The organism is Sphingobacterium multivorum (genome assembly GCF_039511225.1).
Lineage (GTDB): Bacteria > Bacteroidota > Bacteroidia > Sphingobacteriales > Sphingobacteriaceae > Sphingobacterium.
Map to the genome: position 1 here is coordinate 2,817,168 of NZ_CP154261.1, position 19,115 is coordinate 2,836,282.

The window sequence follows — 19,115 nt, forward strand, 5'->3', positions numbered from 1 at the left end:
TGTCCTCCGGAGTGAATGATTGGAAAAAATACGTTGTTATTTTAATGTCGGTTTTGGTACCTTATTCTTGATCGCTGGAGATGGCGCATTTGGTGTAATGGGCATATCACTTATCGAAGGATCTGAAGGTTGCCAATTTTTAAGCTGATCAAGGTGCTTTTCGAATGCCGGAATTTTATCGGTGGCAAATTTCTTCAGGTCAGCATCTGTAATTGCTGTGCCTGTGCTTGCATCTTTGAAAAGTGAAATTGCATCTTGATGGCTCTTAACCATCAGATCTGTGTAAACGCGGTCAAAATTGGCTGTGTCGGCCTTATTGAGTTGGTCGATCATGGCTTTATAATTTTGATCGTCACTCGTACGCAGCTGCCAATTTTTATTTTTTACAATGGTCGATAGTTCATTTCCTGCAGCGGTATGGTCATCAGTGATCATCTGTGCATATTGTTTGATCGTTGGGTTTTGTGATTTAGCAAGAGCAATGCTTGCCGCCTGCAGTTCGAAATTGTTGCTGGCCGTAGCTTTGCTGGCAAAGTCCAGATCTCCAGACTGTGGCTGAGCGGGATTACTGTCTTGCGCCTGAACGACAACTATACAGGCGAGGGTGGCTAGTAATATCCCGAGGGTTTTTAAAATGATTTTCATAATACTTTTATTTAAATGTTAACGATTTTTTCTGTTTCGTGTATTACTTCCTTTTCTTCTATAATTGATGACGATATAGGATGCTAAGAAAATAAAGACGATGCCGATAATGATGGATGTAAACATATGCTTTTCTTTCGTTGTGTTTTGAAGTGAACAGTGGCGAGGAAGGTAGCGTTTGAAAAGAGCCTATTTTGCGTATTTAAAGCGAAAATTGTGGTGCTTACGCAAACATATCGTACTAATTCGTTCATAAAAGAATAGCGCGCACTCTTTTGAAATTCGAACTCTTCTTGGCGGGCTTCATTTTGCCAAAATCTATTTTTTAAAACATTTTTGGCTTGAAAGCTGTTTCGTTCAAAAATCAATCGCTAAACTAAAAAGAAAGAAAAACAGATAGCTATGACACAGTTGCTTTTGGTAGATGACCATACGTTGGTACGATCCGGTTTCCAATTAATATTAGAGGCTCAAGAAGATATAACTGTAATTGCGGGGATGGAGAATGGTCAAAAAGCCCTGGAATTTCTTAAGGGAGCCAAACCGGACATCATCCTGACTGATATCCATATGGAGGTGATGGATGGCATTCAGTTTATACAAGAAGTAAAAAAACATTATCCAGCCATAAAAATCATTGTTTTATCTATGGAAGACAATATCCAGATTGTTCAGGAGGTTTTAAATCTTGGCGCTGATGGCTATTTATCGAAAGATTCCAATGTAGAAGAGATTTTATTCGGAATTCAGCAGGTAAAACGTGGGCAACAGTATATCAGTGCAGCATTAAGTATTGATTTGATCCGAAACTTATCAAAGTATGCGCAGTTGGATATTGATCGTACAGCAATAATGGCACGATACGACATCTCTGAACGCGAACTGTCTGTATTGGAATTGATTGCGGAAGGACATACAAATGCGGAAATAGCTGATCAAATTTTTTTGAGCAAAAGGACCGTGGAGGGCCATCGGCAGCAATTAATTGAGAAAACCGGTTCGAAGAATACGGCGGGACTTGTCCGTTTTGGTTTTCAGAAAAAGTTATTGAGATAGGATAGGGCTCAATGAACCCCGACACTGGAAAAAGAGCGGGGTTCTTCTTTTTTTGTCCACGTTATAGGGTTGTTTCATCTAAATCAGAAGGTGTTGTCACCGGTTGCGTGGGCAGTCCTTCTGCATCGTTGGCACCTTCGTTTTCATTATCTTCTTCTTCTGGAAATTCATCTTCATCCGCTGAACCAATTTCCTCATCGAAACCGAAATCATCCTGGCGGGGTATTTCAGGTTCTTCTGCATCAACTCCGAAGTCTAATTCTTCATCCGTTTCCAAATCTTCCTGATCAATTTCCGGATTCTGATCCGGCGTATTTTCCGGTAATTCTTCTTCATGCTCTTCCGGAATATCGTTCGGTAGATTTTGGGGGCCTGATTGTGCTACAATCGCTAAAGCGAGGATGGCCATACCTGGATGGACATCCTGAACTGTACATTTTTTATTCATACTGCGTTTAATTCATAATCGTTTGTTGATGAACCACTGTTGTTGCCAGATCGTTAACTGTGTTAGTACGCATTGTCGTATGATTTGTACGTTAATTATAGCGTTGTTGTTCGCTATCATTCACATGTTGGAAAAACGTGTTTTTACTTATAAAATGTGGTATATGCGTGATTTGCAGGATTTACAAAGTTCTGGCGAACGAAAAAAGTTTGAGATCTGTTTATTTGACGAACCGCTCGTTTGAGCATAAAAACTTAGTATTATGGCAACATCAACAGCAACAGCAGAAAAAAGTAAAACAAGCACAAAATCAGGTAACACAGCAACTTCAAATGCTAATTCGGATGGAAAAAAAGTACCTGCCGAAGCGGGGGCAGCGAAGGATCTAGCCGAATTATTTGAGGATGGATTAAAGGATATTTATTGGGCAGAAAAAGCGCTGACGAAAGCACTTCCTAAGATGGAGAAAAATGCAAGTTCAGAACAATTAAAATCTGCTATTTCTAAACATCTGGCAGAAACGGAAACACATGTGGATCGCCTAGAGCAATGTTTTGAGCTTATCGGAGTGAAAGCAAAAGCCGAAAAATGCGAAGCTATGGCGGGGCTGCTTGAAGAGGCGGAAAGCCTTATGAAAGAAACAGAAGCTGGATCTGTCCGAGATGCAGCAATTATTGCTGCCGCCCAAAAGGTGGAGCATTACGAAATTGCCACGTATGGCACATTGGCAGCTTTTGCGAAAGTGTTAACACATAAGGACGCCTTAAAATTACTACTTGAAACACTGGGTGAAGAAAAGAAATGTGATGAAGACCTTAGCGCGCTGGCCGATACAAACCTCAATTCAAAAGCCGAATAAGTGTGCAATAGTATAGACTAGCGTGAAAACTATTAAAAATCAAAAATTTAAGTTATGGCATTAAATACAGGAAACGAAGGTGAAATCACCAAAAAGATAGAAGATCAAACTTCTAAACTACCATCCACCGTATTTTTAGGCGCTGCATTGCTGGCGATGGGTGTATCTGCCGCATTAAAATGCATGTCGAACGATAAAAACGCCCTATTTGTAGGCCAATGGGCTGCACCGTTCCTTCTATTTGGCATCTATAACAAGATTGTGAAAACTGAAGGACATGATTAACGTGCATTTTTTGTAAAACATATATGTAGAATAAATATAAAAGGCTCAATTTCATTGGGCCTTTTCCAAAAACGAAAAAAGCTATGAAGTATTCAGATAATATGGGAAGAAGAGCTGCTATCGGTAAAATAGGTTCTGGAATCTTGGCATTGAGTATCATTGGAAGTCCCGATCGCTCAGCGGGCCAAACCCAAGACAGACCGGTCAATCCGGTTAAAGAATACCCAAAACCGCCGTTCAAGAGCCAGTCTCAACCTTGGCCTGGACTCTGCAGTGAAATGGACCCTCGGCCGGATCATGGCGAGGATAGCTATAAAGGTTCAGGACGGCTCCAAGGGCGCAAAGCATTGATCACCGGGGGCGATTCGGGAATGGGGCGTGCAGCAGCCATCGCCTACGCCCGCGAGGGGGCCGACGTTGCCATTAATTATTTGCCCGAGGAGGAGAAAGATGCGAAGGAAGTCATCGCTTTGATAAAAGCAGCGGGCCGGAAGGCAGTCGCTATTCCGGGAGATCTCCGTAAAGAGGAGTTTTGTATTCGGCTGATTGAGGACGCCGTACTTCAACTCGGCGGCCTGGATATTTTGGTCAGTAACGCGGCACGGCAGCAGACAAAACCATCGATATTGGATATCAGCACTGCGGAATTTGATGCCACGATGAAAACCAATATTTATGCGCCCTTCTGGCTTATTAAGGCAGCCTTGCCTCATCTTAAACCTGGATCTGTAATTATCGGTACAACATCGGTACAGGCCGCAGACCCCTCGGAAGATTTGTACGACTACGCACAGACAAAAGCTGCGACCACCAACTATATTCGGTCATTGGCCAAGCAGCTCGGTCCAAAGGGCATACGGGTCAATGGCGTGGCACCCGGTCCCATTTGGACTGCACTACAAGTGAGTGGTGGTGCTACGCAGGAAAAGCTGGTGAATTTCGGAGGTGATACCCCCATGGGACGTCCGGGGCAACCCGCCGAACTTGCTTCAATCTATGTGCAATTGGCTGCGGCAGACGCAAGTTATGCGAACGGACAAATTTATGGGGCCGCGGGCGGCGGTGGACAGCCCTAAAAATTAGCGCTTACAGCATGATGAAAAAAATCCCCTTCAAGGGGATTTTTTTCATCATGCTGTAAGCTGAATACTAGTCCGTCGTGTTCGGTTTTTTATCTGCTGAACGGTTGTGTTTTTCTTTTTGAACCTTTACTTTATAATCATGGTTTTCCTTTGCGGCATCTATGGAGTGTGTGCAAGTGAGATCCCTTTCTTCCAGAGCGAGCTTCGCCACGTGCGCATAAAACTTAGCGAGCTGATCCAATTCCTCTTCACTTAAGTCTTCCAGATTGACCATTCGGTTGCTGGTGCCTTCATGGGACGCTATCAGTTCATTGAGTTTCAGGTGGATTGCCTTGGAATCCTTATTTTGGGATTTTTGAATGAGAAATACCATTAGAAAAGTAACAATGGTCGTACCTGTATTGATGACCAGTTGCCAGGTTTCAGAATAATTGAATATGGGGCCGCTGATGGCCCAGATAATCACCGTCGAAGTTGCGATAATAAATGCGGCTGAACTACCGGTGGCATGCGTTGCCCAGTTTGAGAATCGTTCAAACAAGTTTTTCTTTTTTCTCATGACACAAATTTTTATAAGGACGTTCAGCTAAGTGGATTTGTTTTCTTGTTGATAAAATCGCAGATGACTTATATGATTTGTCTCAAAGGTTTAACCTGTGTATGCACGATGGAAGTACGTAGTGGTTGAGATAGGATATAAGCTATGGTACGCGCGATATCTTCGGCATACAGCATTTCTAAATGATCAATTTTTTCCTGCTGCTCTTCCGGTGAAAAAGGTTGCATATTTGTTCCAACTGATCCGGGTTCAACAAGCGACACCTGGATACCCTTGGGATTCGCTTCCTTCCGTAACGATTCTGTAAATGCTTGAATACCTCCTTTCGAGCAGACATAGACAGAACTCTGCGCTTCGCGTACATCCGCACTCATTGATCCGACATTAAGAATATGGCCTGAGCCGCGTGGTTCCATCCGTAATAGTGCGGCTTGAGTACAGGCCAAATAAGCCAATACATTGGTGTGAAGGAGGTACGCTTGATCCGAATAACTTCCGTCCTTAACCGATTGAAAGGCTATAGCCGCATTATTGATGAGAATATCCAAACGATCATATTGTTCGTCAAATGTCCTGAAGAGCGTGTGTATGCCATCTTCCGTCGCTAGGTCTACTACAATCCCTTCCAACTTACCTGCGCAATCCAATTGATTAAAATCACGGAGCGTATCGTCCAATTGGTTTTGATGATGGCCGCAAATTAAAATATCGTTACCCATCGCGGCTAAAAGTAGGGCGGTCGCCCGGCCGATCCCGGTGGTGCCGCCAGTAATAATTATTTTCTTATTTTTTACCCAACTCGGTAAAATAGAGTTGACGTAATCCTTCGCATTTATCTTCATAATGTATATCGTGTTAAATGTGCAATGAAGCACTTCGTTATTTCATGAAGGAACAGCCTATTTTATACATTGGTTTGGGTGCGCAAAGGAAGACGTACTTCTTCTTTTTTTTACGTATTTAACCGCTAAAACGAAAGTGAAATAGCATGGTTCTTATCTTGGATGTGTTGTATTTGCAATAAAGCAGAGACTGATTCTTTGAATTTAATATAATGATTATGAAGCGTGACGGAACGAACAAGAGCTTTTGGCAAGATGTTGACATTGAAAATTTTTCGACTGCCCCTGCCATTTTAGATTTCCATACCATTATTGTGGGGGCAGGTATAACTGGTGTAACATTGGCCAAGGAACTTCAGAATAGAGGCATAAAATGCCTACTGTTGGACAAGGAGAATCCAGGGTTTGGCACAACCGGAGGAACCACCGCCCATATCAATAACTTTTATGACGCTTCTTACAATGAGATTATTGAAAATTTTGGAAAGGATCCCGCTCAACTGCTTCTGAATGCGACGCTTGAGGTCTTAGATTATATAAAAGATAACATTTCCAAATATTCCATACAGTGTGCGTATTCGACATGTGACTTTTTTCTCTTTAGCGCAGAATCTGGACAGAACGAGCAGCTTGAGCAAATTTACGCGGCCCATCAGCAATTGGGATTGCCTACCCATTATGTCGAAACCATACCTTTTGATATACCTTTCGAAAAAGCAATATGCATTGAGGGACAAGGACAATTTCATCCCATGAGATATATTTCGGGCATGATCGAAGCCTATCGTCGTGAGGGCGGCGAAATACTGACGGGTCGAGGAATTGAAGCCTATAGCAATGAAGATGGAAGGGTCAAATTGAAGCTGAGTGGAAAAGAGGTTTATACAGCAAAGAATATCATTTGGGCTACCCATGTGCCACCAGGCAAAAACAGATTCAATTTTTTACTGGCACCTTATCGAAGTTACGTCCTGACGTTAAAGCTTCATGGAGAACCTGAAGCATTGGGACAAGCTGCGGATCTGTATGATCCCTACCATTATTTTAGGTATCATCGGTCTGATAAAGGAGAACATTACCTCATCGTGGGTGGTTTTGATCATAAAACTGGCGACGACCAACAAACAGAGAAACATTTTGTCGACCTAAAACTTTGGGTTGATCAGCATTTCGACTATGATGAAATTACTGCAAGTTGGTCGTCGCAATATTATGATTCAGCCGATGGCTTACCCTTTATCGGCAGTATGCCAAATGAAAATAATGTGTATATAGCCACCGGTTATGGCGGTAATGGAATGACATTTGGATCAATGGCGTCACTTGTGATCCCTGACTTATTGGAAGGAAAGGAGAATCCGCTGGCTGAACTGCTGTCACCAAGCCGCATCAAACCTGTTGCGAGCGCACAGCAGGTATTATCGGAAGGTGTCAATGCTGCAAAACATTTTATCATGGACAAATTTTCGGCTGAAACGCTTAAGCAAATAGAAGACTTACAGCCAGCGGAAGGTAAAATTGTTCACTATAAGGACGGAAAACTGGCTATTTGTCGAGATATGGGAGGGGAGTTGCATGCTGTAAACTCAGTCTGTCCACATATGGGGTGTACGGTAAGCTGGAACCCATCCGAAATGTCCTGGGACTGTCCTTGTCATGGTTCGCGGTTCGGAATGAATGGAAAGCTTTTGAATGGTCCTGCTAGTGTAGATCTTGGTCGTGTCAATTTTGATTAATGCAACCTTGTTTAGACGCTTTCCTAACATATCTGGGACTTATATTGGCTTGGTGTGATCCCTTTAATTGACTTGAAAATTTTATTGAAGTTTGAAAGGCTGTTGAAGCCACAGGCATAAGCAATGTGCGTGATTTGATGCTTGTTTTCGACAATCAATCTACAGGATTCACTAATGCGAACCTCATTGACAAATTGGACGAAGGTTTTCTGCGTACGGGATTTGAAGTAACGGCAAAAGGAATGTTTTGACATATTAGCGAGCTGCGCAACCTGTTCTAACTGAATTTCTCCTCTATAGTTGTTGAATACGAATTTAAAGATGCTGTCAATTTTACTATTATCGACAGGGCTATAGTTGTGGGTGTATCCAGCGCTGGAGAGGTAATCAAATTCATCAGTGGACAGCATTAGCTCCATAATCTCTAATAACAAAATAGTTTTCTCAAAGCCATAATCGAGCTGGACGATCTTTTTCAGCTTTACCTTCAATTGTTCCTTTGTTGCGCCACGGAAGAGAAGACCACGTTTAGAGGCCGAAAAGAAGGCTTCGACTTTGTGTGTTTGAAAGAAATACCCTAAAAGTTGGATCATTAATTTAGGTTCTATATACAAGGCTAAAGAACGGGAAGTTCTTGTCTCCGCAATGGTAGAGCCTGCGCAATTTATAGTGTTATTGTGCCAGACATGTGGCAGATCAGGTCCTACAAAAGTAAGTTCATCGGAAACAAAGTTACTCACATTGTCGCCAATAATCCGCTTTCCCTCACTTTCCACAATATAGGTCATCTGGCAGGCGCTATGAAAGTGAAATTCAGTTGAGAAGAGAGGGCGCTGCACATCTTTGGTTGCAAAAGTGGTGATAGCTGCACCTTCCAAAATTTTGGCGAAAACAGGTTTCATGCGTTTGGTTATTTTTAAATTAAGAACAAGCAATATAGCCTATTTTGCCTTAAAAATAAGTAAACATGTGTAAAATTGTTAATATAGTGGGAGAAACAAGCAATCTAGCAGTAGCCACAGTACTCCTAAGCGTGTAATTTAGTATCGCTATACAATAATGTATAACGACACAATAACGCAGAACTTATGTACCCTAAATTGTATCCTTACATCCTTGTGATCGTCTTGGTCGTACTCTGTACAACAGCCTTCCGGTCTACAGAGAGCAGTCGCTCCGTGACTCGCTATGCATCCATAACAGGATTGAAAGCCGAGAAAGTAGCGTATTATAAGAAGCTTCATGCCAAAGTTTGGCCCGCAGTACTTCGAAAGATCAAGGCATGTCATATCCGCAATTATTCTATTTTTTTGAAGGAGATAGATGGTCAATTTTTTCTTTTCAGCTATTTTGAATATACAGGACAAAATTTCAAGGTTGATATGCAAAAGATGGCGTCCGATCCAGAGACACAGCGCTGGTGGAAGGAAACGGATCCTTGTCAGCAACCCTTGTCCGATGCACAGGAGAAAGGGGAGATTTGGTCTGGTATGGCGGAAGTATTCCATACGGACTAAAGAAAGAAAATTAATAAACGCTGTAATAACCAAAAGAATGTAACCATGAGAAAAAAAATAATATTTAGTTTGGCACTCGCTGTTTTAGGTATACATGTCGGTGCTCAAACAAAGGCTATTGTACCTGTTCCATCGGTACGGCCCAATGCATATCAGCGGGCGCAGATTGACCGAAAATATGGCATGTTCGTTCATTTTGGCATGAATACATTTCATGATCAGGAGTGGACAGACGGATCTAAACCCGCCAGCACATATGCTCCATCAGCAATTGAGGTTAAACAATGGGTTTCGACAGCAAAGGAAGCCGGGATGAAGTACATGATTTTGGTAACGAAACACCATGAGGGTTTTTGTTTATGGGATAGCAAGTATACGGATTATGATGTAGCGAACTCTTCGAACGCAACAAATGTTGTACTGGAGCTGGCTAAAGAATGCGCCAAACAGGGAATGCGCCTTGGCTTGTATTATTCTTTATGGGACCGAAAGCAGAACCCCAATGTTAAAGACAGGTCTGCAGATGCAGCCTATAATCAATATATGTTGAACCAGCTCAGTGAGCTGGTGGATATGACAAAAAAGTATACGGATATCGTTGAGCTTTGGCTGGATGGAGGCTGGGAAAAAGAGAATTATCGATGGCCCACGCAGGAGATCTATAATTTAATCAAGAAAAAGGTTCCTGGATGTCAAATTGGTATAAACTGGAGCATCGGATCGCCTGAGAATACGGACAAACACATTGTTTTGCCGAAAGACCAGCAGAATTATTACCCAATACGTTATTTTCCAAGTGACTTTAGGCTAGGCGACCCTTATCTTCCGGTCGATCCTGACCCTAAGCTTTTTATGGCACAGGGGAATACCTATTATATGCCTTTTGAGACAACAGTGGTACTTGGAGAACGCTGGTTCTATAATACCACAGACAAGAAGTATAAGTCTTTGGAAGAGCTTGCGGGGATTTATCAGACGGCAACTGCGCAAGACAATATCTTGATCTTAAACGTTGGTCCCAATCGAATGGGACGCATAAAGGATTCGGATGTTGACATTTTACGCAAATTAAAAGAGAGATTAAAGTTATAATTCAAAATAAATTAACCTAACTACTAAAAATAAGCACGTTACGATTTTATGATAAAGACGTTTGATATTCAGGATCGAAGATTTCCTTTGGCTACAGGTGCAGGCAGTGATGCGATACACAAAGATCCGATCTATTCCTATGCAGTGACCCGATTGGCCGATGATAAAGGGCGCGTTGGGACAGGTCTGGCTTTTACACTGGGTGCAGGGAACGAGCTGGTCTGTCGTGCCGCAGCTTTTTATGCCGAACGACTGAAAGGGATTCCAATTGAGGATCTTATGGCAGATTTTGGTCAATTGTTTAATAGGTTGAGCAATGAACAGCAATATCGTTGGTTGGGTCCCCATAAAGGGGTTGTTCATTTGGCCTTAGCTTCGGTAACAAATGCCTGTTTTGATCTTTGGGCTAAAACAAGAGGAGTTCCGCTTTGGAAACTGTTAACGGACCTCAGCGCCGAAGAGATTGTCAATACGCTGGATCTTTCCTATTTGGAAGATGAGTTGACAAAGGCGGAGGCCATCAGCTTACTGGAGTCAAATATGGCTACAGGTCATAAAAGAATGGGGATTATTGAAAAGGGCTATGTGGGTTATGATACGTCAGTAGGCTGGTTTAACTATTCTGATGAAAAGGTACGGGAGAATTGTAAACGTGCTTTAGAAAACGGCTTCTCCGCAATGAAGCTCAAAGTGGGCAGTGAAGATCCCTTGCGGGATATTCGTCGTGCCCATATCGTGCGTGAGGTCGCTGGCGATGAAGCTAAAGTAATGCTCGACGCGAATCAGCAATGGACGCTGCCGCAGGCGCTATCCATCTGTCAAGAGCTTAAAGAGATGAACCCGTTTTGGGTAGAGGAGCCGACACACCCGGACGACATTGTTGGTCATAAACGCTTGGCCGAACACATTGCGCCGATAAAAGTTGCCATGGGTGAGCATGTGCCGAACCGCATTTTGTTTAAAAATTATCTTCAAATGGGTGCGACGGGATTTGTACAGGTCGATGCTGTTCGCGTTGGCGGCGTAAGCGAGTTTATATCCGTGAGTCTACTTTGTCGAAAATATAATATCCCTGTTGTACCACATGTTGGGGATATGGGGCAGCTCCATCAGCACCTGGTTTTATTTAACCACATAAGCTTGGGGCATGAGGCTTTGTTTTTGGAGCATATTCCGCATCTAAAGTCTCATTTTGTACATCCAGTGGCTATAGAGAATGGCGTTTATCGTACCCCAATGGATGTGGGAAGCAGTTGTGATTTGTTATAAGTTGACATTATGTTAGGAAATTTAGATTTAGGTATCACCATCTTTTATATACTGTTGATTTTAGTTGTCGGCGTATTGGCAGGATCGGCGCGATTTAAGAAAGTCAAGGAAACAAGTGCAGAGGGGTATTTTTTGGCTGGAAAGACACTTCGTTGGCCAGCCATTGGACTAGCGCTTTTTGCAACCAATATTTCAACAGTCCATCTGGTCAGTTTGGCACAGAGCGGATTCGATACCGGTTTGCTTAATGGTAACTTTGAATGGATGGCGGCCTTTACTTTAATCTTACTGGCGCTTTTTTTTGTGCCATTTTACCTCAAGTCGGGTGTTGCCACCTTGCCCGACTTTCTGGAACGACGCTATGATCGTGCCAGCAGAGATTGGCTTACGTTTATCTCTATACTATCGGCAATTGTTATTCATATCGCTTTTTCGATGTTGGCCGGAGGGATTGTGCTGCGCACACTTTTTGGATTTAATATGTATTTAAGTATTACAGTAATCTGTGTGATAACTGGAATATATACGATTTTGGGCGGATTGCGTGCTGTTGTGGTGACGGAATCTATACAGACAATTGTGTTGCTTGCGGGGGCTTTCATTATCAGTTTTGCGGCTTTTGACAAGATGGGCGGTTGGACGCCAATGAAAGCTGTACTGGAACAGGACAATGCCCTTGATCGTCTTTCCATGCTTCGTGGGAGTAACGATGGAAGTGGAATGCCTTGGTATGCCGTTTTGTTTGGCTATCCGATTTTGGGTATTTGGTACTGGTGTGCCGATCAGACCATTGTTCAGCGTGTTTTAGGGGCGAAAGATGAAAACCATGGACGTGTGGGCGCTCTTTTTTGTGGTTTTCTAAAAATCTTGCCTGTTTTTATTTTTGTGCTTCCAGGCCTATTTGCATATACCTTGTTTAGAACAGGTCAATTGGATTTAAGCAGTCTGGGCGTGGACCATCAAGGGCAGGTCAATTCAAAAGGTATCTATACACTTATGATTACTCAACTTTTGCCTTCCGGATTGATCGGTGTTTTGGTCGCAGCGCTCCTGTCGGGTCTGATGAGTCAGATATCGGGTGCGCTAAATTCGATATCGACCATGGTGAGTTACGATATCTTTAGACAGCGTAAACCTGCCGCTTCCGATGGTCAGTTGATTCGTATTGGGAAAATTGCTGCAGTTATTGCCATGGGATTTTCCTTGGCTCTTTTACCACTATTGGATCGCTATGAGAGTATTTTCTACGGCATAAATGATGTGATAGCACATATTGCGCCACCAATAACCTGCGTATTTCTTTTAGGTGTGTTTTGGAAAGGGGCATCGGCAATAGCTGCAAAACTTACCTTGTGGATAGGTTCTGTTTTGGGGGTTGCCGTATTTTTACTGAACAAGCTGCTGCCTGACTCGTGGATAGGTCAGACTCCATTTATGATGATGGCTTTTTATCTGTTTTTGATCTGTATGGTACTTCAGGTATTATTATCGTATAAGTATCCCGTGCAGCACACTGCGCAAAGTCGGAATTTGTACTGGAAGAATCCCATGGACCCACTTCGGGGTAAAGCCTGGTCGGGTATCGGGAGTTACCGCATTTTGTCGACATTGCTACTCGCTATTGTGGTGATATTATATGTAATTTTCAACTGATTTTTTAATTTGTTCCGATGCTTTGGAACTTGATGCTAAATACAAGAATAATAAAACGTGAAAAGCTTAGAAGATAAAATTATATTGGTTACCGGAGGAAGCGCTGGTATCGGTTTGGAATGTGTAAAAGCCTATGTCAAAGCGGGGGCAAAGGTTGCCTTTATTGGTCTCGATCAAACATCCGTGGATGAAACAGCTGAACTGATCGGGGCACCACATATGGGCATCTGTGCGGATGTCACGCAGGCCAGGGAAGTTGAATTAGCTATCCAAAAAACCGTTGCTGTTTTTGGGCGGCTTGATGCAATCCATAACAATGCTGGCTTGGCAAGTCCATCAAAACCTTTGCATGAAACGACGGACGATGAATGGATAAGGTTACTGGATACCAACATGAAAAGTGTTCTTTTGACTACACGGTATGGCTACCCCCATTTAAAGGAATCTGTCGGTTGTATTCTAAATACGAGTAGCTTGGTAGGGGAAATAGGCCAGGAGAACCATGCGGCATATGCTGCCACAAAAGGGGCTATCAATGCGTTGACAAAATCGATGGCCATAGACTATGCGTCTGTCGGCATACGTGTCAATTCGGTTATGCCTGCAGCTGTTATGACACCGATGCTCAACAAATGGACACTGGAGCAACCCCATCCGACACAGGTTTTTGACTTTTTGAAGGATATTCATTTGCTTGGATACTGTCCTGAAGGTGATGTCATTGCTGATGCCTGTGTGTTTCTGCTGTCAAACCAAGCGCGCTTTATTACAGGGGTAAATCTACCTGTAAGTGGAGGTGCTGAGTTGGGCTACCGCAGAAATGTGTGATAGATTTTTTTATATTAACTATAATTAGCTTGCATTTGAAAAGCAATTTATCTAAGTTTGGCGCGCAGTTGTAGACTGCTTATAAATAATACATCAATCATGAGCCAGAAATTTATATATAATACCCGTTATCCTTCTGTTGAAGATCTAAAGATTAAAGCGAAGAAAAGGATTCCCAAATTTGCATTTGATTATTTGACCGGAGGAGCCAATGAAGAATTGAACCTTGCCAGAAATGAAAACGATTTTGATAATATTCTGTTGAAGCCTCAATATCTGCTTGCGAGTGAAGAAATAGACCTTTCGGTCGAACTATTCGGTCGCCGTTACAGTGCGCCTTTTGGGGTTTCGCCTATTGGACTTCAGGGATTGATGTGGCCGAATGCGCCAGAGATTCTTGCGAAAGCGGCTGCAAAAAATGATGTTCCTTATATTTTGAGTACTGTATCAACAAGTAGTATTGAACGTATTGCCGAGGTATCTGGTGGGAAAGCGTGGTTCCAGCTCTATCATCCGACAGAAAACAGGTTGCGCGATGATATTATTCAACGTCTACAGGCTGTTGAATGTCCCGTATTGGTAGTTTTGGTCGATGTTCCTGCTTTTGGACTTCGTTATCGCGAAATAAAAAGCGGATTGTCTATGCCGCCTAAAATGAGTATCGCCAATATCTTGCAAACTTTTGCCTGCCCGACTTGGGGGATAGAAACATTAAGACATGGAATTCCTTCTTTTGCAACATTGAAGCCTTATATGGAAAAAGGTCTTGATTTAGCTCAGCTGGGACAGTTTATGAATAGAACATTTACCGGTAAGGTAGATGTTGAGAAAATTAAAGCTATTCGGGATCTTTGGAAAGGGCCATTGGTGCTTAAAGGGATTGCCACCGACGAAGATATGCAGGCTTCTATCGCATTGGGCGTGGATGGAGTCATTGTCTCAAATCATGGTGGACGACAGCTCGACGCAAGTGAATCTTCGATCAATTCATTGATCCATTTGGCGAGCAACCCAGAATATAAAAATAAGATAAAAATCATGTTAGATGGTGGTATTCGATCGGGAGTTGACCTAGCCCGCGCCCATGCGGTTGGATCGGATTTCAATTTTATGGGAAGACCATTTATGTATGGCGTTGGCGCATTGGGCAATGAAGGTGGGGAACATACAATCAATATGTTCAAGACACATTTGTATCAGGTTATGAAGCAATTGAGTCTTTCAAAGATTGAAGATTTGCCGCAACGACTACAGGCTGTCCTGTAACCGTTGTAGCAGGTCGAGTTTTCGATCCAGCGTTGAGGGGGAATCAAGCCTTCCATAGAAAGAGAGCATGTCTCTTATGTTTGTATGAAGCAAATGTAGGAGACATGCTTTTTATTTTATAGTTTGACATAAAAGGCCGTTAGCTTTCACGTAATATGAAATTCTCGGATTAGATCATTGGCATGATTTCGCTTTTTCTCCTTTAAGTTCTATATACAGCAAACGGAAATCAGTCGGTGACCAAATTCGCTATTTGAACAGTGCTTGTTCAGTGCTTGTTCAGTGCTCGTTCAGTGCTTGCTCAGTGAAGACTGAATAAACAATGACTAATTACTGTCCAAATATTGATTAAAAATTGTCGTTTCATCTAATTTGGCATGAGTATTTTTCCTTGATAATGCTTATCTTTAATATCTATAACATAATCAGGTAATTATGGCAATCGTTAAAAATGGTGTTAATGGAACTGTTTCCGGTAAAGCAGGTTCTGTTGTGTTTGTATCGACTAAAACGGGAAATTATGTACGATCTCTCCCCCGCGTTAGGAGACGGGAGCCCACTCCTGAGCAACTGCTCAGTAGAAAACGCTTCAAAATGATGAGGTCGCATATTAGCCAATTAAAACCGATCATCAATATGGGTTATAAAGCGTACAGCTATCCTAAACGGGCTTACGATGTCGCGATGTCCTATAATTTGAACGACGCACTAATCCGGGAAGGAGACGGTTTTGTGGTTGATTGGCAGAAATTTATGATTGCCAAAGGAATTCCCAATCCCATCACTTCCTACACGCTGGATTTCGATCAAGAAAACCAAGTGCTTCAGGTTACCTGGGAATATGATGCCTATCTGGAAGCAAAGTTCAACACAGGAACTTACGATTCGTTCCTAGTCCTGTATAATGCAGCGGATAACGGGAACGGATATTCACTTGTGATGAACGATGTGAAAAACAGCTTAATGTTTGGTAAACAACATGTTGAAGTACCAAAACATGGGAGGGAAGTGAAGTATGAGGTGTATATCTTTTTTATCGAGAGTTACGGTGGAGGTAATACAGACAGTCTGCACTTGGGGACGATAACGATTTGAGTATACATAGTGCTGACACGATCGTGTATTATAAAATAGCGTAAAAAGGGGCAGTCCATATTTGGATAGCCCCTTTTTTTTGTGCGCTATTGTTACTGGTCTACCAGTCGATATTTCTATTGTCTGTTGAACCTACTTCCCATTGTTCGCTCACTTTACCGCTGTTGGCATCTTCTGGTCTGGCGTATGCCGAACCAGCGGCGATACCTTGTTCAAGTTCGATCGTGGCTACGCTAATTTGAGGGGCGATGTATGCTAATTTCTTTTCCATAATATCTTTTTTATCCTTGCTGAATCTCTATTGTTATGCTCAGCGTGTATTTAACTTTTAAGATTATTGATCTATTTATTGATCTATTTATTGACTATTGGTGACTACTGACAAGGGATTTTCTTCTTTCCAGCGCCTACACCTTTGATAATTGTACGTCCATCAACAAGTTGGGTCACTTTTACGGTGTTGCTTTGTGTTGCGCTCCACGGGAATGTGTTGAAGCTGTTGCCATTAACGAGTTTAAGTTCATATAGAGGACCGCCGGATGTTTTGCTACCAAACATGGTAACCTGGCCAGTTCTGCTGATGACAAGCTTGATCAATGGGGCTGCACTTGTACCTTTCATGTTGTAGACCTGATCGATTCTTTTACCAGTTTCAATATTGTTACCTGCGTATTTGCTTCCATCAACAAACTGGATGTTTTGAGCAGAAGAGGCACCCACTTCAAATTGAATTTCCTGTTTCGCCAATTTGACACCATTTACTTCCATGTTGAATGCATTGTCCAGTTCGGTAATGTCGAAAACAAAGCCATAGTCTGCCGCTGGAGCAGTGAAATTTCTATCGATTGTCGTTCCATTGGCATAGAATTTTCCATCTTTCATAATACCCGTTTTACCTCCCGATGTTGTTGCCGGATAACTCCAGTCCAAGCCATTGCTGGTTACATTTTGTGTGCAGGTTCTGAAGTTAAGTTTCAGATCGTATTTCTGTCCAGGATTGATCTTAACATTTGGAATGGTGATGTTTGTTTTAGTCTCATCATCCAGTGTTAGACTACCGAGCATCAGTGTTCCATTGCTGGTTGCCGGGTGGATCAATAAAGAGGGGTTACTGATCACAGTACGTAGGCCATTTCCTAAAGCCGGGAATTGCGTGGTCACGCCTGCGTTGTTCAAGCCATTGTAGGTTAGTGTTTGGTCTGAGAATTTCAAATTTGCACTACCATGACTAGGTTTTAATACGGCAGTCCCGATTTGAGTAATAGCTCCGGTCATACTTGGATCCATGGTCAATGTTGTGGTGATTTGACTAAACCGGTGTTTTAATACAACATTTAAGTTATTTACACCACTTTTTAACGTTAATGTGCCAGTGTAATACATCAAATCACCACTTATATTGTCTAGGCTGGCTGTGGACAGTGTGTTTTGATTGTTGACACCCGGTAATGCTGTGGTACTATTGATCGAATAGGCAATGAACGTGTAAGATTTTCCAGCGTCAAGAATGATACCTGCAGCAGTAGCTTCCTCACCATAGCTATAAATCTTTTCCGTTACGTAAGCGCCTTGGTTGTCATAGACAACAACTTTATATTTAACGTTTTTGTCCAATGGCTTCTCCTGTGTCTGAACAGCCGCTAGTTTGGGGTTGGACGAAGCGACGAGGCTTTTTGTAACCGCTGAATTGTTTGTTAGGATCACGTCGACAGATCCACCGTTTTCAAGCGGTACAGTCATTTCCTGTACATCAGATGCATCGATTGATGTGCGCGAAGCGTTTGCAGATGCTTGCTTTTGAACAGCATTGTTGTCCGCTTCAGTGTAAGCTTCTACACCTGAAAGATTGATTTTAACGATAGTTTCTCCTGTTAATGCGGTGTTTTCTCCACTTTTGTTACAGGAGTAGAGACTAAGTGCGAAAGCACTGCACCCCAGCATGAACAGGTTAGTCAGTCGGCGATGGGGGATTAGATTCATGTTAATTGACATTTTGTTTTGTTATTGATTTGTTGATTTCGTTGTTAATTTATTTGTCGTACCATCTTTGCAGGTATATGCCTGTTTCTGGTTAAAATGCGGTATACGATTGCTTTTTTTGTTGCTATTATTTTTTATCGATGCAATTATATAAATAGCATTTTACTTAATATGACCTATTTGTATTATCTTATTTTTCTTGTAGAGAAATATCTACAATGCAGTTGTTTGCTGCTTTAAAGCTGTTTAAACATGTTTTGTGCTGTTTTTCTGTTAATTACAATTCGTTTTATTTGAATAATATTATAATAATAGTTAATGTTTAGATTTACTAAATGTGCTATGTTGGATTGTGCGGTTTTTATGAGTTGAAGGTTGAAAAAAGTGATCCGTTGTGCGTAAAACTGCTTTGCTTTTTAGGAAGTATAGGAGTTCCTGCTGAAGAATAGATTTGTCGGATAAGCGGAGATTTTAATTTATTTTTTTAAATTTGTGTATTCATGAGGTTAATTGTTTTCATATTGATAGCATATATTATGGGACTTTCTTTTGTTCCCTGCAGTGATTCTAACAATCGCTGCGAGCAGACTGCTATGGAAAGACAATTAAATCAAACTCATAACCATAATGATGACGCGTCCGATGCTTGTTCGATTTTCTGCTATTGCAATTGTTGTAGTGGAAATATAACGGCTTATGTGTATCAATTTCCGCAAATAGATGGTGTCCCGGTTTCAATTTATTTTGATAATCGCAATCCTGTCCTCAATACAGCGATTGTTTCCAGTTATTTTGGGAGCATCTGGCAGCCGCCAAAGGTTAATGCTTAATTTTTCGTAAAAATTCTAGAAACAAATCTGATAGAGCATGCTATGCTGTTCTTTATTCAGCTTTGTGCTCGGA

The 19,115-nt window shown here is 42.0% G+C and carries 20 protein-coding genes; 13 read left to right on the forward strand and 7 right to left on the reverse strand.

Annotated features, from left to right (window positions below):
• Positions 1-36 precede the first annotated feature (36 nt).
• The gene (locus AAH582_RS11565) at positions 37-645 is read right to left on the reverse strand and encodes a DUF4142 domain-containing protein (protein WP_343322230.1); all 609 of its coding nucleotides are present in this window, start codon (positions 643-645) and stop codon (positions 37-39) included.
• A gap of 402 nt (positions 646-1,047) precedes the next feature.
• Here AAH582_RS11565 and AAH582_RS11570 point away from each other — a divergent pair, with 402 nt between their 5' ends.
• Positions 1,048-1,701 carry a response regulator transcription factor gene (locus tag AAH582_RS11570; RefSeq protein WP_046676323.1) on the forward strand — a complete coding sequence of 218 codons (654 nt, stop codon included), beginning with the start codon at positions 1,048-1,050 and terminating at the stop codon, positions 1,699-1,701.
• Positions 1,702-1,762: 61 nt separating this feature from the next.
• Here AAH582_RS11570 and AAH582_RS11575 read toward each other — a convergent pair whose 3' ends face one another.
• Positions 1,763-2,149: a hypothetical protein gene (locus tag AAH582_RS11575; protein WP_343322231.1), complete on the reverse strand. Its 387-nt coding sequence runs from the start codon at positions 2,147-2,149 to the stop codon at positions 1,763-1,765.
• A gap of 262 nt (positions 2,150-2,411) precedes the next feature.
• Between AAH582_RS11575 and AAH582_RS11580 the strand changes: the two genes are divergently transcribed.
• The 3 genes from AAH582_RS11580 (at position 2,412) to AAH582_RS11590 (ending at position 4,369) form a co-directional block, all read left to right on the forward strand.
• The gene (locus tag AAH582_RS11580; protein ID WP_343322232.1) at positions 2,412-3,008 is read left to right on the forward strand and encodes a ferritin-like domain-containing protein; all 597 of its coding nucleotides are present in this window, start codon (positions 2,412-2,414) and stop codon (positions 3,006-3,008) included.
• Between the two features lie 54 nt (positions 3,009-3,062).
• The gene (locus AAH582_RS11585; protein ID WP_343322233.1) at positions 3,063-3,293 is read left to right on the forward strand and encodes a hypothetical protein; all 231 of its coding nucleotides are present in this window, start codon (positions 3,063-3,065) and stop codon (positions 3,291-3,293) included.
• Positions 3,294-3,376: 83 nt separating this feature from the next.
• Complete coding sequence (locus AAH582_RS11590) at positions 3,377-4,369, forward strand: SDR family oxidoreductase (RefSeq protein ID WP_343322234.1); 993 nt, start codon at positions 3,377-3,379, stop codon at positions 4,367-4,369.
• 73 nt (positions 4,370-4,442) lie between these two features.
• Here AAH582_RS11590 and AAH582_RS11595 read toward each other — a convergent pair whose 3' ends face one another.
• On the reverse strand, positions 4,443-4,934 hold the full coding sequence (locus AAH582_RS11595) for a low affinity iron permease family protein (RefSeq protein ID WP_343322235.1): 492 nt from the start codon (positions 4,932-4,934) through the stop codon (positions 4,443-4,445).
• Between the two features lie 68 nt (positions 4,935-5,002).
• Positions 5,003-5,776 (reverse strand): SDR family oxidoreductase, encoded by a 774-nt coding sequence (locus AAH582_RS11600; protein WP_343322236.1) that lies wholly within the window; start codon positions 5,774-5,776, stop codon positions 5,003-5,005.
• A 218-nt stretch (positions 5,777-5,994) separates the two neighbouring features.
• Here AAH582_RS11600 and AAH582_RS11605 point away from each other — a divergent pair, with 218 nt between their 5' ends.
• Positions 5,995-7,512, forward strand: a complete 1,518-nt coding sequence (locus tag AAH582_RS11605; protein WP_343322237.1) for an FAD-dependent oxidoreductase — start codon at positions 5,995-5,997, stop codon at positions 7,510-7,512.
• A gap of 23 nt (positions 7,513-7,535) precedes the next feature.
• Here the strand turns inward: AAH582_RS11605 and AAH582_RS11610 are convergent, their stop codons facing one another.
• A complete protein-coding gene (locus AAH582_RS11610) occupies positions 7,536-8,414 on the reverse strand; it encodes an AraC family transcriptional regulator (protein WP_046676330.1) in 879 nt (292 codons plus the stop codon).
• A gap of 186 nt (positions 8,415-8,600) precedes the next feature.
• Here AAH582_RS11610 and AAH582_RS11615 point away from each other — a divergent pair, with 186 nt between their 5' ends.
• The 7 genes from AAH582_RS11615 to AAH582_RS11645 all read left to right on the forward strand — a co-directional run bounded on the left by AAH582_RS11615 (position 8,601) and on the right by AAH582_RS11645 (position 16,232).
• Positions 8,601-9,029 (forward strand): L-rhamnose mutarotase, encoded by a 429-nt coding sequence (locus AAH582_RS11615; protein WP_343322238.1) that lies wholly within the window; start codon positions 8,601-8,603, stop codon positions 9,027-9,029.
• 45 nt (positions 9,030-9,074) lie between these two features.
• Complete coding sequence (locus AAH582_RS11620; RefSeq protein ID WP_343322239.1) at positions 9,075-10,121, forward strand: alpha-L-fucosidase; 1,047 nt, start codon at positions 9,075-9,077, stop codon at positions 10,119-10,121.
• A 48-nt stretch (positions 10,122-10,169) separates the two neighbouring features.
• Positions 10,170-11,390 carry an enolase C-terminal domain-like protein gene (locus tag AAH582_RS11625; RefSeq protein WP_046676332.1) on the forward strand — a complete coding sequence of 407 codons (1,221 nt, stop codon included), beginning with the start codon at positions 10,170-10,172 and terminating at the stop codon, positions 11,388-11,390.
• Positions 11,391-11,399: 9 nt separating this feature from the next.
• Positions 11,400-13,043, forward strand: a complete 1,644-nt coding sequence (locus tag AAH582_RS11630; RefSeq protein WP_343322240.1) for a sodium:solute symporter — start codon at positions 11,400-11,402, stop codon at positions 13,041-13,043.
• A 57-nt stretch (positions 13,044-13,100) separates the two neighbouring features.
• Positions 13,101-13,871, forward strand: coding sequence for an SDR family NAD(P)-dependent oxidoreductase (locus tag AAH582_RS11635; RefSeq protein ID WP_343322241.1), 771 nt, complete (start codon positions 13,101-13,103; stop codon positions 13,869-13,871).
• Positions 13,872-13,970: 99 nt separating this feature from the next.
• Positions 13,971-15,137 (forward strand): alpha-hydroxy acid oxidase, encoded by a 1,167-nt coding sequence (locus AAH582_RS11640; protein WP_343322242.1) that lies wholly within the window; start codon positions 13,971-13,973, stop codon positions 15,135-15,137.
• A 435-nt stretch (positions 15,138-15,572) separates the two neighbouring features.
• Positions 15,573-16,232, forward strand: a complete 660-nt coding sequence (locus tag AAH582_RS11645; RefSeq protein WP_343322243.1) for a DUF6266 family protein — start codon at positions 15,573-15,575, stop codon at positions 16,230-16,232.
• A gap of 100 nt (positions 16,233-16,332) precedes the next feature.
• Here AAH582_RS11645 and AAH582_RS11650 read toward each other — a convergent pair whose 3' ends face one another.
• A complete protein-coding gene (locus tag AAH582_RS11650) occupies positions 16,333-16,503 on the reverse strand; it encodes a hypothetical protein (RefSeq protein WP_175441970.1) in 171 nt (56 codons plus the stop codon).
• 104 nt (positions 16,504-16,607) lie between these two features.
• Positions 16,608-18,212: a hypothetical protein gene (locus AAH582_RS11655; protein WP_343322244.1), complete on the reverse strand. Its 1,605-nt coding sequence runs from the start codon at positions 18,210-18,212 to the stop codon at positions 16,608-16,610.
• A 500-nt stretch (positions 18,213-18,712) separates the two neighbouring features.
• On the opposite strand from AAH582_RS11655, the gene AAH582_RS24855 reads away from it, so the two are divergent.
• The gene (locus AAH582_RS24855; protein WP_430459040.1) at positions 18,713-19,042 is read left to right on the forward strand and encodes a DUF6660 family protein; all 330 of its coding nucleotides are present in this window, start codon (positions 18,713-18,715) and stop codon (positions 19,040-19,042) included.
• The last annotated feature ends 73 nt before the right edge of the window (positions 19,043-19,115 follow it).